Source organism: Pseudomonas sp. B34(2017) (assembly GCF_002112915.1).
Taxonomy (GTDB): Bacteria; Pseudomonadota; Gammaproteobacteria; order Pseudomonadales; family Pseudomonadaceae; genus Aquipseudomonas; species Aquipseudomonas pharyngis.
Map to the genome: position 1 here is coordinate 439957 of NZ_NEJA01000002.1, position 16424 is coordinate 456380.

The window sequence follows — 16424 nt, forward strand, 5'->3', positions numbered from 1 at the left end:
AGCTGCTGATACGACCGTGCGGTCACTCAGAGGTTGCGTTTGTTTCGCCGTTTTCCTGGAGCGGCAGACAAACGCGAAACAGGGCGCCCTCGTTGATCTTGCTTTCGACGACGATGAAGCCGCCATGGGCGGCGACGATCTGTTCGGAGATGAACAGACCCAGTCCGAGGCCGGCCACCACCGTCTTGGCGGAGACGCGTTCGAACTGTTGAAAAATACGTTTCTGATTTTCCTCGCTGATGCCGATGCCGTGATCCTGGACCTCGACACGTGCCTGGTTGCCCTGGCGATAGACGCGCACCTGAATCGGGCTTCTACCGCCATAACGCAAGGCATTGGTCAGCAGGTTGGAAATCACCTGTTCGATGCGAAACTCATCCCAGCAGCCTTCGACCGGACTCTCCGCTTCGAAGGAAACGGTGGTTTCCGCCGCCTCGATCTGTTGCGCAAAGTTTTGCAGCAAGTTGCTCACCAACTGCGCGAGATCGAAGCGACTCGGGCGAATCGACAGCTTGCCGGTGCGGATCCGCGAGACGTCGAGCATGTCCTCGATCAGCCGGATCAGGCTTTTGATCTGGCGCTCGTCGCGGTCAACCATCGCGTGCATTTTGTCGAGGGTGAACGCGGCAGCGTTGTCCCGGGCCAAGTGCATCTTGCGCAGTTGGGTTTCGAGGATAAGGCCGTTAAGGGGCGTGCGCACTTCGTGGGCGACGATCGACATGAAATCGTCACGCATGCGTACCGCCTGCTCCAGTTCGCCCTGGGTGCTTTGCAGTTGCTGCAACAGCGCTTCCTGTTCGCGACGGCTCTGCTCCAGCGCTTCGACCTGTTGCTTCATCGCCTTGCTCTGGCGGTACAGATCGACAAAGACATTCACCTTGCTTTTTACCGCATGGATGTCCAGCGGCTTGTGCAGGAAGTCCACCGCCCCGCTTTCGTAGCCCTTGAACGCGTAATTGAGTTCGCGGCCAGCGGCGCTGACGAAGATGATTGGAATGTTTTTGGTTTTCTCGGTACCGCGCATCAATTCGGCCAGTTCGAAGCCGTTCATGCCGGGCATCTGCACGTCGAGGATGGCCATGGCGAACTCGTGTTGCAGCAGCAGCGACAGCGCTTCGTCCGCCGACAGCGCTTTGTAGACGGTGCGGTCTTCGCGTTTGATCAGCGCTTCGAGGGCCAGCAGGTTCTCGGGCAGATCGTCGACGATCAGCAGTTTTGCCTGGATATTACTCAGCATGCGATTCGTTCCAGCTCGACAAGCAGACGGCCGATGCCGTGTATGGGAAGGATGTAATCCGGTTGATGCGTTTTCAGTGCCGCGCGAGGCATGGTGGCGACCTGCGCCTCGTCGGGGTCCTGCACGATGGTCAGCCCGCCCAGGCGTTTGACTTGCGCCAGGCCTCGCGCGCCATCGTGGTTCGCGCCGGTCAGCAGCACTGCGGCCAGCGCCGGCCCATAGGCATCAGCGGCGGACTCGAACAGGAAATCGATCGAAGGCCGCGAATGGTGCAAGCGGTCTTCAAGGCTCAGCGACAGACTGAGGTCCTGTTCCACCGACAGGTGATAACCCGGCGTCGCGAAGTACACGGTGCCGGGCGTGATGTCCTGTTTATCGATGGCTTCTGCTACCGGCAGCGCCAGCCGCCGGGCGAACACCTCGGCGAGCTGGCTGCGGCGCTCTTCCGGCAAATGCAGCACGATGATGATCGGCAGACCGAACCCGGCCCGCAGCGAGCCAAGCATGGTCAGCAAGGCCTCGACGCCACCGGCGGAAGCCCCGACCACAATCGCCTCGACCCGAGGCAAATCCGCTGCACTGTTCATGATTTGCGGTAGATCCGTTCTTGTTTCACCAGCGGTTCGAACTGGTTGGAGTAGCCGGAGAAATCCAGAGTTTCCTTGCTGCCCAACACCAGAAAACCACGATGGCACAACGACTCATGGAACAACCCGAACGCTCGATCCTGAAGTTTTTTATTGAAGTAAATCAACACGTTACGACACGAAATTAATTGAGTTTCGGAGAATACACTATCGGTCGCCAAGCTGTGATCGGCGAACGTCACGTTTTCACACAGGCTCTTGTCGAAAATCGCGTAGCCGTACGCCGCAGTGTAGTAGTCGGCGAAAGAGCGCTGACCGCCGGCCTGCTGATAGTTGGCCGTATAGGCTCGCACGTTCTCCATCGAAAAGATCCCCTGCTTGGCCTTGTCCAGCGAACGCGGGTTGATGTCGGTGGCGTAGATGATCGTACGATCAAGCAGGCCTTCTTCGCGCAGCAGGATCGCCATCGAGTAGACCTCCTCACCGGTACTGCAACCGGCGATCCAGATCTTGATCGACGGATAGGTCTTGAGCAGCGGCACCACCTCCTGACGGATCGCCAGGAAGTGCGATGGATCGCGGAACATCTCGCTGACCGGGATCGTCAGCAATTGCAGCAACTGCATGAACGCCGTCGGGTCATGCAGGACTTTCTCCTGCAAGGCCGAGATGGTCGCGCACTCGAACTGGTTCAACGCATGTTGCACACGGCGCTTGATCGAGGCGCCGGAGTAATCGCGAAAATCGTAGCTGTACTTGAGATAAATCGCCTCGATCAGCAACCGCAGTTCGATTTCACTGTTCCGCTCAACGGAATTACTACGTTCCACTAAATGCGTTCCATCTTGGGTAACCACACGCGAATCAGCGAGAACAGGCGATCCAGGTCAATGGGCTTGGCCAGGTAATCATTGGCACCCGCCTGCAGGCAGCGCTCCTGATCGTCCTTCATGGCCTTGGCCGTCACCGCGATGATCGGCAGCTTGCGCCAGCGCGGATCCTTGCGGATTTCCATGGTGGCTTCAAAACCATCCATTTCCGGCATCATCACGTCCATCAGCACCAGGTCGATGTCCTCGACTTCATTCAGTTTTTCAATCGCTTCGCGACCGTTTCGGCCAATCACCACGACTGCACCCTTGGTTTCCAGCGCACTGGTCAGGGCGAAAATGTTACGTACATCGTCGTCCACCAGCAGCACCTTGCGTCCTTCGAAGACCTTATCGCGGCTGCGGGCGGTCTTGAGCATCTTCTGCCGTTCATGGGACAACTGCGATTCGACTTTGTGCAGAAAGAGTGTGACCTCATCCAGCAGACGTTCAGGCGACCGTGCGCCCTTGATGATGATCGAACGCGAGTACTTGCGCAGTTCGGCTTCTTCGTCGCGGGTCAGATTGCGCCCTGTGTAGACAATGACCGGCGGGAACGAGCAGATGTCCTCGGTGGACATGCGCTTGAGCAGATCGTTGCCAAGCATGTCCGGCAGCTTCAGATCGATGACCATGCAATCGAAAATCGTCGTGCGCAACAAATCCAGCGCGTCCTGCGCCAGGCCTACAGCGGTGATTTCGATGTCGTCGTCGCCGATCAGGCGGGCAATGCTTTCCCGCTGCAGATCGTCGTCCTCCACCAGCAGCACACGTTTGACCTTCTGCGTGAGCTTGGCTTCGAGACGGGCGAACACGTCCTTGAGCTCTTCGCGAGTGGTCGGCTTGACCGCGTAACCGATGGCGCCCATGTGCATGGCCGCTTCGACGCGGTCTTCCACGGAAATTACGTGCACGGGGATGTGCCGGGTCTGAGCGTTTTCCTTCAGACGCTGAAGAACGGTCAGGCCCGAATGGTCCGGCAGGCGCATGTCCAGCAGGATCGCGTCCGGCACGAACTCTTGCGCCAGGTCATAACCTTCATCCGCCCCGTGCGCGACCAGGCACTGGTAGCCCAGTTCATGGGCCAGGTCATAGAGGATGTGGGCGAAATTCGGTTCGTCTTCCACCACCAGAATGCAGCGGGTATCGAACGGCGCTTTATTGCGGTCATCGTTGAAGCGCGGAATGTCGACAGAGGCCAGCGGCGAAACCGTCACGGCGGATGCAATGACCGGAGCGGCAGCGGGCGGGCTGAACGTCAGCGGCGCGACCGGCGCGTCGCCCGGCTCGCGGTATTGTTGCGGCAACACCAGGGTGAAGGCACTGCCCTGCCCCGGCGCGCTGCTGACGCTGATTGAACCGCCCAGCAACGTCGCCAGATCCCGGGAAATCGACAGCCCCAACCCGGTGCCGCCATATTTGCGGTTGGTGGTGCCGTCGGCCTGGCGGAAGGCTTCGAAAATGCTTTCCTGTTGATCCTGCGCAATCCCGATCCCCGAGTCGCGCACGATGAAAGCAATGCGATCGTCCGGCTGGCCGGCGATGGTCAGGCTGACCGTGCCCTGTTCGGTGAATTTCACGGCGTTGGACAGCAGGTTCTTGATCACCTGCTCCAGACGCTGGCGATCGGTAAACAGAGTGATCGGCGCATCAGGCTGCAACTCGACGGTGAACGTCAGTTTCTTGTCCGCCGCCAATGGTTCGAAGACGCTGCGCAGGCCGTCGGCCAGGCGCGCGACGCTGGTGTTTTCCGGCACCACTTCGAGTTTGCCGGCTTCCACCTTGGAAATGTCGAGAATGTCGTTGATCAGGTTGAGCAGATCGTTGCCGGCAGAGTAGATCGACTCGGCGAACTTGACCTGCTCGGCGCTGAGGTTGTCCTGCGGGTTTTCCGCCAGCAGCTTGGCCAGGATCAGCGAACTGTTCAGCGGCGTGCGCAGCTCGTGGGACATGTTGGCCAGGAATTCGGATTTGTACTTGCTCGAGCGCTGCAACTCTTCGGCGCGCTCTTCGAGCTGCACCTGGGCCAGATTGAGCTCGGTGTTCTTCTGGTCCATGGCGTCGCGCTGCTCGGCCAGGGTCTGGGCCTGTTCGGCCAGTTGCTCGTTGGTCTGTTCCAGCTCGACTTGCTGGGTTTCCAGATGCGCCTGGGATTCCTTGAGAATCCGCGATTGCTCCTCCAACTCTTCGTTGGCGGTTTTCAGCTCTTCCTGCTGCACCTGCAACTCTTCATTGAGTTGCTGGGTTTCAGCCAGCACTTCCTGCAAGCGCTGGCGATAGCGCGCGGCTTCGATGGAGGTGCCGATATTGCCGGCGATCAGTTCCAGCAGCGCCACATCACGGTCGGTGAGCGGACGCAGGAAACCGAGCTCGATTACGCCGTTGACCCGCTCGTCATCACTGGTAGGTACCACCAGCACGCTGTGCGGCAGGCCTTCGCCCAGACCGGAACTGACCTTGAAGTAGTCGGACGGCACTGAATCGAGACGAAGCAGCCGAGCCTGCTGTGCGACCTGTCCGACAAGGCCTTCATCGCTGTAGATCAATTGATTCTGCTGTTCCTGTTCGCGGGAGAATCCGTAAGTCGCCACGCGTTTGAGGCCGCCATGTTCCTCGCGCACATACAACGCGGCCACGGCGGTGCCGAGGTACTGGGCGCAGAATTGCAGGATATTGCGCCCCAGCAGATTCAGCGTCAGTTGCCCCAGCACCTGCTCTGCCAGCTGAGTCTGACCGTTGCGCAGCCACGCTTGTTGTTCCAGACGAAGGGCGCTGGCCTCTTGCGCCGCGAGGGTCGCACCATAACTTTGCGAAAGGTTGAGCAGATCGCGTCGACCGACATAGGCCAACAGACCGCTGATGCCGGCCACGAACAGCAGATAAAGGCTGATGCTCCAGACCGTGGTGCGGCGCACGTCCTCGTTGCGCGAGGCGCGCAGCAACTGCTCGGTTTCAATCACATCTTCGAACTGTTTACGTATTTCATCGGTCAGGCGCTTGCCCTTCCCCGCTTTGACCGCCGACTTGTAATCGCCACTGGCCCGTTGCAGATCGATCATCGATTGCGCATACGTCGCCCACTCGGTTTGCAGCGCCTGAAGTCGACGCAGGCGATCGGTTTGCGCCGGGTTGTCGGCAGTCAGCTCAAGCAACGTGTTGAGTGCCACGGCAATCCGGGGCTTGGCCGTCTCGTACGGGTCGAGGAAGTGCTCGTCGCCGCTGAGCAGATACCCGCGCATGCCGGTTTCCAGATCCACGGTGAGTTTCACCGCTTCGTTGGCGTTATTGATCACCCGGTCGGTGTGCTCCACCCACTGAATCACGGACAACAAATAGGTGATCAATGAAATGAAGAACACGGCACTGATGACGCCGACGCCCAACGGCAAACTGACGTTGCGGGTCAGGAGTTTGCGAAACCGTTGCTCATCAACCGAAGACGGAGAGGACATGTGGCAGCCTTGTCGAACTGTTGAAAACCAGGGAGTTTGCCCCAAAACGGCACCATGGATCCATTTTTCTCACAGCTTTAGTACTGTTTTCCTACATTTGCCTACGCCGAATCGCGGCCCAACAGTTATCCTTGCCCGCCCGTTTGCGCCTATCCTTTTTTTATATGCAGTCGGGAACTTGTGGCTATGCGCCACTTACTCATGCAAGAGCCCGGCATTTTTGATCGACCGGCGCCCCGTCCCCCATTCTTGAGAGCCGCCATTATGTCCAGCCCTGTGTCCACCATCCTTGTAGTAGAAGACGATGCCATCGTGCGCATGCTGATCGTCGATGTGCTGGAGGAGCTGGAGTTCAAGGTTCTGGAGGCAGATGGCAGCGAGCAGGCGCTGGAAATCCTCAAGGATACGAATCAGCACATCGACCTGATGATGACCGACGTCGGCTTGCCGATCATGGATGGCCGTCAACTGGCCACCGAAGCCCGCAATATTCGCCCCACACTGCCGATTCTGTTTGCCAGCGGTTATGCCGAGACCATTGAAGTACCGATGGACATGCATGTGATCGGCAAGCCATTTTCCATTGATCAACTGCGAGACAAGGTCAAAGCCGTTCTCGGGCAATCCTGAGCACGAGACTTCAATGTCTGAATGAAGCTTTCACACGCCCTGTCGATCGCCTTCTCCCTCGCCCTCGTCCGATGCAAACCCGATAAAAACGGATCACCCGACGCCTGGGTTATGGTCTAATCCGCGCGCCTTTTTTTCCGTCACTTCGTTCCAGGAACCGTTTCTCATGAGTCAGCCCGCAACCAAAGTCCTCGTCATTGGTTATGTCTGGCCGGAACCTCGTTCCTCTGCGGCAAGCGGGCATGTGATGCAAATTCTCGAAACGTTCCTGCGCCAGGGTTGGCAAATCACCTTTGCCAGCCCTGCCGGTGTTGGCGAACATCCGGCCGATTTGGGCGAGCTGGGAATCCATACGGTCCCGATCGAGCTGAACAGCAGCAGTTTCGACACATTCATCAGCGAGCTGGCGCCGGATATCGTGCTCTTCGATCAATTCATGATTGAAGAACAATTCGGCTGGCGCGTAGAGAAACACTGCCCCGATGCCTTGCGTGTGCTGGAAACCTCGGATCTGCAAAGCCTGCGGCATGCCCGGCACCAGCGATTGAAGGACCGGCTCAAGCACAGCGATGATGCCAACGACTTCAATCAGTTGTTTGCGCCGGCGCTGGCCGAAGAGTTCGAGCTGATGGCTGACACCGATCTGGCAAAACGCGAGATTGCCGCGCTGTATCGCTGCGACCTGAACCTGATGATCTCGCAGGTGGAAATCGAGTTGCTGGTGCAGCAGTTCAAACTGCCGCGCGAGCTGTTGCACTGGTGTCCCTTGATGGTCGAAGCGCCCAGCACCCCTGCGAAACCCTTCGAAGAGCGTGCGCACTTCCTCAGTATCGGCAATTTCCGTCATGCGCCGAACTGGGATGCGGTCTTGTGGATGAAATCGACCGTCTGGCCGTTGATTCGCGAACAACTGCCAAAAGCCCAACTGCATGTTTATGGCGCCTACACGCCACCCAAGGCAGCGGCGTTGCACAATGTTGCGCAGGGTTTTCACATCATGAACTGGGCAGAGGATGCGTTGCAGGTCATGTCCGATGCGCGTATTTGCCTGGCCCCTCTGCGTTTCGGTGCGGGCATCAAGGGAAAACTGATCGACGCCATGCTCTGCGGTACCCCCAGCGTCACTACCCCTATTGGCGCGGAAGGCATGCACACCGATCAGCCGTGGCCTGGCGCGGTCTGCCGCACGGCGCAGGACCTGGCGAATGCCGCGGTACAACTTTATCGCGACGAAGTCCGTTGGCAAGTTGCCCAGTCTCAGGGCAATACCCTGCTCAAGGACATTTATCAGCAAGCGGTCCATGGCCAGGCGCTGATCAATAAACTGCAGGAATGTCGCAAGAATATTGCAAAACTGAGACTCAGCAACTTTACGGGCGGCATGTTGCGACACCACGCTCACAAGAGCACGCAATACATGGCGCAATGGATCGAGGCGAAGAACCTGAACAAGTAAGCACACCTCCGAAACAAGCACAAACAACAACCAACAACCTGAATTAAATAATGAGTGGCCACTTAAACCCCCAAACAATATAAACATCCTGCAAGCGCCATCACCTTTCAAAGTCGGCGCCATTAAAAACTTGCAGGCATGTATAGATGAATAATTTTTTGGATAATAACTTTGAGCTTCACAATTGGATGGCTGCCACGCCGGCGATCGATGACCTGTCTCTTACGGAGATGACTTTGCCGGGTGCTCACAATGCCGGCTGTGACCGTGAAGCATCTTATGCAGTGCCTCTGGCTGAAACCTGGCTAGCTTGTCAGGATGTGCCGATCTATGCCCAACTCAACCGCGGCGCCCGGGCACTTGACCTCCGTCTGGGGTACTACGCCAAAGCGGACGACATGAAGAAATTCCAGTTCCAGCACAGCGGATATCTGTCTTCACGCCATTTAGGTGATCTGGTAATCGAGATCGAATCGTTTCTTGAAAGAAGTCGAGATGAATTTATTATTCTGGACTTTCATGAACTCAACAAAGGTTCAGACGAATTTGATTACCAGCTGTTCAACGACACCCTGCTCAAAAAACTTGGCGATCGAATAATTCCTGTAGAAAACAGGCATCTTGCATTGCACGAGCTAAAAGCCGCGAGTCCTTTGCAACGATTATTAGTGGCAGCCCCCTATCACCACCAACTCGATCGCAGGTATTTCTGCGACAGGATCCCGCACTCGTGGCTCAATAAAGAAATGGTCAGCGTCGATGATCTTTATCAATACATTAAAAGTGTCATGAAAGCTCCACCCGGTGGGAGGCCTTGGTCACTAAGCGCGACCTGTTATGGCATTATCGGCCCCCTACGCATCCTTGATGAGCTGGATAACTGGTTTGATCCGGACAAAACTGAATGGGCGCAGCGATGCAGCATCATTAATTTCGACTTCATAAAAAATAGTCGGATCGTTTCATTCTGCCGAACGGCCAACCTTGCAAAAGCCCGCAGAAAAATCTAATCACACCAGTGATTCAAAGCGCTGTCGAAGCCGCACACTGGTGCTAAGCACGGAAAACGAGGCATGATCCTCAGGCGATAACAAGAAAAGCACTCAGCCATGACCCGAACCGCTCGCGTGACCGATCCCTCCTACGAGCTCATGGATGACCACAACGGGTTGTCCATCATCTATCGCCAGCATGGTTTCCCCTGCCCGCTGGTGCGCTGGCACTTTCACAAGGAATACGAGCTGCACCTGATCGTCGCCAGTTCGGGCAAGGTGTTCATCGGCGACTACATCGGCAATTTCTACCCGCAGACGCTGTTCCTGACCGGCCCCAATCTGCCGCACAACTGGATCAGCCAGGTGGCCGAAGACGAAGTGGTCGAGAAACGCGACATGCTGGTCAACTTCACCGATGAGCTGTTTGAAAGCGGCCATCAGGTATTCGCCGAACTCAAGACCCTGGCGCCGCTGCTCGAGCGTGCGCAGTACGGCATCGAATTCCGTTCCCCGCACACCATTCGCCAAGCCATGACCCTGATGCAACGCATCGCCGATTCAAACGGCATCACCCGCCTCGGGCATTTTTTCATCCTGATGGAATTGTTGGCGGCCTGCGACGACTACCAGTTGCTGTCCGGCGCGACCACCCCGCAACTGGCCGACGAGCACAACATCGACCGCACCAACCGCGCAGTGGATTACATCTTCGCCCACTACGCCCGCGAGTTGCCGCTGGAGGAAGTCGCCGAGCACCTGGGCATGAAGCCGACCTATTTCAGTCGGGTGTTCAAGCAGGCCACCGGGCGCAACTTCATCGAATTCGTCAATCGCCTGCGTATCAGCAAATCCTGCGAACTGCTGGCGGACGGCGACAAACCGGTGACCGAGGTGTGTTTCGAGTCGGGCTTCAACAATATTTCCAATTTCAATCGGCGTTTTCAGCAGCTCAAAGGCATGACGCCTTCGCATTATCGGCGGTTGGTGGTGCAACGCCTGACCGAGCAAAACCACGGCTGACGCCGGAAAACCTGTACGGATTCATGCCGGCCGTCCTTCTGAAACGCCCTTCCCTGCGTTTGCCGCGCCAATCCCGAGTGCAAAAAAGTATCGATTCAAGTGCTAGGGATGATTTGTCAGCCCTGCGTCAGAAGGCTGTAATCAGTGCACATTCTTCCCCCGCTGGAAGAACACAAAAACAATAACTGTCCTTCTGCCCCCGCCGGGTGCAGAAAAGGAGTGCACGATGCAACCCACTGCAAAAGCTCTGCTGGCCCTCACCTGCATGACCCTCAGCAGCGTCAGCCTTGGCGCCCAGACCCTGACCATCGCCACCGTCAATAACAGCGACATGATCCGCATGCAAAAGCTCTCGAAAACCTTCGAGACCGAGCATCCGGACATCAAGCTCAATTGGGTGGTGCTGGAAGAAAACGTCCTGCGTCAGCGCCTGACCACCGACATTGCCACTCAGGGCGGTCAGTTCGACGTGTTGACCATCGGCATGTACGAAGCCGCACTCTGGGGTGCAAAAGGCTGGCTCGAACCGATGAAGGATCTGCCGGCCAGCTACGCCCTCGACGATGTATTTCCGTCGGTGCGCGAAGGCCTGTCGGTGAAGGGTTCGCTGTACGCCCTGCCGTTCTATGCCGAAAGCTCCATCACCTACTACCGCACCGACCTGTTCAAGGACGCCGGCCTGACCATGCCCGAGCGTCCGACCTGGGAACAGATCGCCGGCTTCGCCGAAAAACTCACCCACAAGGACAAGGAACAGTACGGCATCTGCCTGCGCGGTAAGGCTGGCTGGGGTGAAAACATCGCGTTGATCACCACCGTCGCCAACGCCTACGGCGCACGCTGGTTCGATGAGCAGTGGAAACCCGAATTCAGCGGTCCGGAGTGGAAGAACGCGCTGAACTTCTACGTCGACACCATGAAGAAATCCGGCCCACCGGGCGCCTCCAGCAACGGTTTCAACGAAAACCTCGCCCTGTTCAACAGCGGCAAGTGCGCAATGTGGGTCGATGCCAGCGTCGCCGGTTCGTTCGTTACCGACAAGACTCAAAGCAAGGTCGCCGATCACGTCGGCTTTACCTACGCGCCGCATCAGGTCACCGACAAAGGCTCGGCGTGGCTGTACTCGTGGGCACTGGCGATTCCGACCAGTTCCAAGGCCAAAGACGCCGCCAAAGAATTCAGCGCCTGGGCCACCTCAAAAGAGTACGGCGCACTGGTCGCCAAGACCGACGGCATCGCCAACGTTCCGCCGGGCACCCGTGCCTCGACCTACAGTGACGCTTACATGAGCGCCGCGCCGTTTGCCAAGGTCACGCTGGAATCGCTGAAAGCGGCCGACCCGAGCAAACCGACCCTCAAACCTGTGCCTTACATCGGCATCCAGCTGGTAACCATTCCTGAATTCCAGGGTGTAGGCACCCAGGTCGGCAAGCTGTTCTCCGCCGCGCTGATCGGCCAGACCACGGTCGACCAGGTACTGACCGCCGCGCAGCAAACCACCGAACGCGAGATGAAGCGCGCGGGTTATCCGAAGTAATCCTGCGCATTTCCATGTGGGAGCGAGCCTGCTCGCGATAGCGGTAATCCGGTCTCAATAAATGTGGCGGATGGGCCACCCTCATCGCGAGCAGGCTCGCTCCCACAGTGGATCGAGTCTGCCTTTTAAAACGGTTGTGATCACCATGAATACTTCAACTGCCAAAGCCCACATCGACCTGTCGCAGCCCCGGCGCAAAAGCCGCGTGGCCAATCCCGGCTGGTTTCTGGTCAGCCCTTCGGTGGCCCTGTTGCTGCTGTGGATGATCGTGCCGCTGGGCATGACCGTCTATTTCTCGATGATCCGCTACAACCTGCTCGACCCGGGCACCAACGAGTTCGTCGGGCTGGAAAACTTCACCTACTTCCTGACCGACTCCGGCTTCATGCCCGGCGCCACCAACACGTTGCTGCTGGTAGGCAGCGTGCTGCTGATCAGCGTGGTGTTCGGCGTGTTGATCAGTGCGCTGCTGGAGGCCAGCGAATTCTTCGGTCGCGGCATCGTGCGGGTGATGCTGATTTCGCCGTTCTTCATCATGCCCACCGTCGGTGCGCTGATCTGGAAGAACCTGATTTTCCATCCGGTGTCCGGGATCCTCGCCTACATCTGGAAACTGTTCGGCGCGCAACCGGTGGACTGGCTGGCTCACTACCCGCTGCTGTCGATCATCATCATTGTCTCGTGGCAATGGCTACCCTTCGCGATCCTGATCCTGATGACCGCCATGCAGTCCCTCGACCAGGAACAGAAAGAAGCCGCCCGCCTCGATGGTGCCGGCCCGATCGCGATCTTCTGGCACCTGACTTTGCCGCACCTGGCGCGGCCGATTGCGGTAGTCGTGATGATTGAAACCATCTTTCTGCTATCAGTGTTCGCCGAAATCTTCACCACCACCAACGGCGGCCCGGGCTACGCCTCGACCAACCTCGCCTACCTGATCTACAACCAGGCGCTGGTGCAGTTCGACGTCGGCATGGCCTCGGCCGGCGGCCTGATCGCCGTGGTCATCGCCAACATCGCCGCGATCATTCTGGTGCGGATGATCGGCAAAAACCTGACTGACAAAGCCTGAGGCCTGCCATGACTCTTCAACAATCCCGCCGGCTGCAAAGCCTGCTGCTCGGCACGCTGGCCTGGGCCATCGCGATCATCATTTTCTTCCCGATCTTCTGGATGGTGCTGACCAGTTTCAAAACCGAAATCGATGCCTTCGCCACACCGCCGCAGTTCATCTTCACGCCGACGCTGGAGAATTACCTGCACATCAACGAGCGCAGCGATTACTTCAGTTTTGCCTGGAACTCGGTGGTGATTTCCTTCAGCGCCACGGCTCTTTGCCTGCTGATCGCGGTGCCGGCGGCCTACTCGATGGCGTTCTACGAAACCCAGCGCACCAAGGGCACGCTGCTGTGGATGCTCTCCACCAAGATGCTGCCGCCGGTGGGCGTGCTGATGCCGATCTACCTGCTGGCCAAGAGTTTCGGCCTGCTCGACACGCGCATCGCGCTGATCGTGATCTACACGCTGATCAACCTGCCGATCGTGGTCTGGATGGTTTACACCTACTTCAAGGACATCCCCAAAGACATCCTCGAAGCCGCCCGCCTCGACGGTGCCACCCTGGCTCAGGAAATGCTCCGCGTGCTGCTGCCGATCGCCAAGGGCGGCCTCGCCTCGACGGTGCTGCTGTCGCTGATCCTGTGCTGGAACGAGGCGTTCTGGTCGCTGAACCTGACCTCGTCCAAAGCCGCGCCACTGACCGCGCTGATCGCCTCCTACTCAAGCCCCGAAGGCTTGTTCTGGGCCAAGTTGTCGGCCGTCTCGACCCTGGCTTGCGCGCCGATCCTGATCTTCGGCTGGATCAGCCAGAAACAACTGGTGCGCGGCCTGTCGTTCGGTGCCGTGAAATAAGAATTCGCATGAGGAGCGCCACCATGGCCAACCTGAAAATCAAGAATCTGCAAAAAGGCTTCGAAGGTTTTTCCATCATCAAGGGCATCGACCTTGAGGTGAACGACAAGGAATTCGTGGTGTTCGTCGGCCCGTCGGGCTGCGGCAAATCCACCCTGCTGCGCCTGATCGCCGGCCTTGAAGAAGTCAGTGGCGGCACCATCGAACTGGATGGGCGCGACATCACCGAAGTCAGCCCGGCCAAGCGCGATCTGGCGATGGTGTTTCAGACCTACGCGCTGTACCCGCACATGACCGTGAAAAAGAACATGTCGTTCGCCCTCGACCTGGCCGGCGTGCCGAAAGCCGAAGTCGAGAAGAAAGTCGGCGAAGCGGCGCGCATCCTCGAACTGGGGCCGATGCTGGAACGCAAGCCGAAACAGCTCTCCGGCGGCCAGCGTCAGCGCGTGGCCATCGGCCGGGCGATCGTGCGCAACCCGAAAATCTTCCTGTTCGACGAGCCTCTGTCCAACCTCGACGCCGCCCTGCGGGTGCAGATGCGCCTGGAACTGCTGCGCCTGCACAAAGATTTGAAAGCCACGATGATCTACGTGACCCACGATCAGGTCGAGGCCATGACCATGGCCGACAAGGTCGTGGTGCTCAATGGCGGCAAGATCGAGCAGGTCGGCTCGCCGCTGGAGCTTTATCACAACCCCGCCAACCTGTTCGTCGCCGGTTTCCTCGGCACGCCGAAAATGGGCTTCCTCAAGGGCCAGATTGTGCGGATCGATGGCGCAAGCTGCGAAGTCTCGCTGGACGCCGGCACCCGCATCACCCTGCCGTTCAACGCGTCGAACCTGAGCGTCGGCAGCGCCGTGACCCTGGGTATTCGCCCGGAACATCTGGAACTGGCGCAAGCGGGCGACTGCACCCTGCAAGTCACCGCCGACGTCAGCGAGCGGCTGGGCAGCGACACCTTCTGCCACGTCAAGACCAACGCCGGCGAAGCCCTGACCATGCGCGTGCGCGGTGATCTGGCGAGCCGTTACGGCGAACAACTGAACCTGCACCTGGACGCCTCCCACTGTCATCTGTTCAATGCCGACGGCGTGGCGCTGACCCGCCCGTTGCGCGCTGCCGCCTGATTTCGAGACTGACCCGATGAAACTGAACAAGCAAAACCTCAACCGCCTGGCCGCCGAAGTGAAGCTTCCGGCCTACAGCCTGAGCGAAACCCGCCAGGGCATCGCTCACATTGGCGTCGGCGGCTTCCATCGCGCGCATCAGGCGTATTACACCGACGCGCTGATGAACACCGGCGAAGCGCTGGACTGGGCAATTTGCGGCGTCGGCCTGCGCGCCGAGGACCGCCGTGCCCGCGATGACCTCAAGGAACAGGACTACCTGTTCACCCTGTTCGAACTGGGCGACAGCGACGACACCGAAGTCCGCGTCATCGGTGCGATCCGCGACATGCTGCTGGCCGAGGACAGCGCCCAGGCGCTGATCGACAAACTCGCCGATCCGCAGATCCGCATCGTCTCGCTGACCATCACCGAAGGCGGTTATTGCATCGACGACAGCAACGGCGAATTCATGGCGCACCTGCCGCAGATTCAGCACGATCTGACGAACCCGCAACAGCCGAAAACCGTGTTCGGTTTCCTCTGTGCGGCGCTGGCCAAGCGCCGTGGGGCGGGCATTCCGGCGTTCACGGTGATGTCGTGCGATAACCTGCCGCACAACGGCGCGGTGACCCGCAAGGCGCTGCTGGCCTTCGCCGCGCTGCTCGATCCGGACCTGCACGACTGGATCGACGCCAACGTCAGTTTCCCCAACGCCATGGTCGACCGCATCACGCCGATGACCAGCACCGCGCATCGCCTGCAACTGGCGGACAAACACGCTGTCGATGACGCCTGGCCGGTAGTCTGCGAACCCTTCGTGCAATGGGTGCTGGAGGACAAGTTCGTCAACGGCCGCCCGGCCTGGGAAAAGGTCGGCGTGCAGTTCACCGACGACGTTTCACCCTACGAAGAGATGAAGATCAAACTGCTCAACGGCAGCCATCTGGCGCTGACCTATCTGGGCTTTTTGAAGGGTTACCGCTTCGTTCACGAGACCATGAACGACCCGCTGTTCGTGCGCTACATGCGCGCCTACATGGACCTGGACGTAACCCCGCAACTGGCGCCGGTGCCGGGCATCGACCTGACCGAGTACAAGAACACGCTGGTGGCGCGGTTTTCCAATCAGGCGATTGCTGATCAGCTGGAGCGGGTTTGCTCGGATGGTTCGTCGAAGTTTCCCAAGTTCACTATTCCAACGATCAATCGGTTGATTGCCGATGGGCGTGAGACCAAGCGTGCGGCGTTGGTGGTGGCGGCCTGGGCGCTTTATCTGAAGGGTGTGGATGAGAATGGCGACACTTACTCGATTCCGGATCCTCGGGCGGCGTTCTGTCAGGGGTTGGTGGCAGAGGATGCTTTGATCACTGAGCGGTTATTGGGGGTTGAGGAGATTTTCGGGGTGGCGATACCGCGTTCGCCAGAGTTTGTTGCGGCGTTCGAGTGGTGCCTGAATAGCTTGCGTGAAGAAGGCGTGACACGAACTCTGGAAAAAATTCTCGTCGCCTGATCGTTCCCACGCTCTGCGTGGGAATGCAGCCCGGGACGCTCCGCGTCCCATTCAACAGCGGACGCAGAGCGTCCATTGAGGCATTCCCACGCGGAGCATGGGAACGATCTT

13 protein-coding genes are annotated in these 16424 nt (G+C 58.6%); 9 read left to right on the forward strand and 4 right to left on the reverse strand.

Translation table 11 applies throughout. The annotated features are described in order from the left end of the window. Positions 1–22: 22 nt before the first annotated feature. From CAF80_RS07425 to CAF80_RS07440, 4 genes are read right to left on the reverse strand one after another with little or no spacing between them, the layout of a single operon-like run. Positions 23–1237 (reverse strand): hybrid sensor histidine kinase/response regulator, encoded by a 1215-nt coding sequence (locus tag CAF80_RS07425; RefSeq protein ID WP_039768271.1) that lies wholly within the window; start codon positions 1235–1237, stop codon positions 23–25. Beyond that, positions 1231–1824, reverse strand: coding sequence for a chemotaxis protein CheB (locus tag CAF80_RS07430; RefSeq protein ID WP_039768269.1), 594 nt, complete (start codon positions 1822–1824; stop codon positions 1231–1233). Before CAF80_RS07430 ends, CAF80_RS07425 begins: the two co-directional genes overlap by 7 nt. Then, on the reverse strand, positions 1821–2654 hold the full coding sequence (locus CAF80_RS07435) for a protein-glutamate O-methyltransferase CheR (RefSeq protein ID WP_074690657.1): 834 nt from the start codon (positions 2652–2654) through the stop codon (positions 1821–1823). The genes CAF80_RS07430 and CAF80_RS07435 overlap by 4 nt, the downstream gene beginning before the upstream one ends. Further along, entirely contained in the window at positions 2654–6145 is a 3492-nt protein-coding gene (locus tag CAF80_RS07440) for a response regulator (RefSeq protein ID WP_085667069.1), read from the reverse strand. The genes CAF80_RS07435 and CAF80_RS07440 overlap by 1 nt, the downstream gene beginning before the upstream one ends. Before the next feature lie 264 nt (positions 6146–6409). Here CAF80_RS07440 and CAF80_RS07445 point away from each other — a divergent pair, with 264 nt between their 5' ends. From CAF80_RS07445 to CAF80_RS07485, 9 genes are all read left to right on the forward strand, one after another. Further along, positions 6410–6775 (forward strand): response regulator, encoded by a 366-nt coding sequence (locus CAF80_RS07445; RefSeq protein WP_039768263.1) that lies wholly within the window; start codon positions 6410–6412, stop codon positions 6773–6775. 166 nt (positions 6776–6941) lie between these two features. After that, entirely contained in the window at positions 6942–8231 is a 1290-nt protein-coding gene (locus tag CAF80_RS07450; RefSeq protein ID WP_085667070.1) for a glycosyltransferase, read from the forward strand. A 146-nt stretch (positions 8232–8377) separates the two neighbouring features. Next, complete coding sequence (locus CAF80_RS07455; protein WP_085667071.1) at positions 8378–9241, forward strand: phospholipase; 864 nt, start codon at positions 8378–8380, stop codon at positions 9239–9241. 99 nt (positions 9242–9340) lie between these two features. Beyond that, positions 9341–10246 (forward strand): AraC family transcriptional regulator, encoded by a 906-nt coding sequence (locus CAF80_RS07460; protein WP_039768255.1) that lies wholly within the window; start codon positions 9341–9343, stop codon positions 10244–10246. A 226-nt stretch (positions 10247–10472) separates the two neighbouring features. Continuing rightward, positions 10473–11783 (forward strand): sugar ABC transporter substrate-binding protein, encoded by a 1311-nt coding sequence (locus CAF80_RS07465; protein WP_085667072.1) that lies wholly within the window; start codon positions 10473–10475, stop codon positions 11781–11783. Between the two features lie 145 nt (positions 11784–11928). Then, the gene (locus tag CAF80_RS07470; protein WP_039768250.1) at positions 11929–12855 is read left to right on the forward strand and encodes a carbohydrate ABC transporter permease; all 927 of its coding nucleotides are present in this window, start codon (positions 11929–11931) and stop codon (positions 12853–12855) included. Positions 12856–12863: 8 nt separating this feature from the next. Next, entirely contained in the window at positions 12864–13694 is an 831-nt protein-coding gene (locus tag CAF80_RS07475) for a carbohydrate ABC transporter permease (RefSeq protein ID WP_007957423.1), read from the forward strand. A 23-nt stretch (positions 13695–13717) separates the two neighbouring features. Then, a complete protein-coding gene (locus CAF80_RS07480) occupies positions 13718–14821 on the forward strand; it encodes an ABC transporter ATP-binding protein (protein ID WP_085667073.1) in 1104 nt (367 codons plus the stop codon). 16 nt (positions 14822–14837) lie between these two features. Then, entirely contained in the window at positions 14838–16313 is a 1476-nt protein-coding gene (locus CAF80_RS07485; RefSeq protein WP_085667074.1) for a mannitol dehydrogenase family protein, read from the forward strand. Positions 16314–16424: the final 111 nt, after the last annotated feature.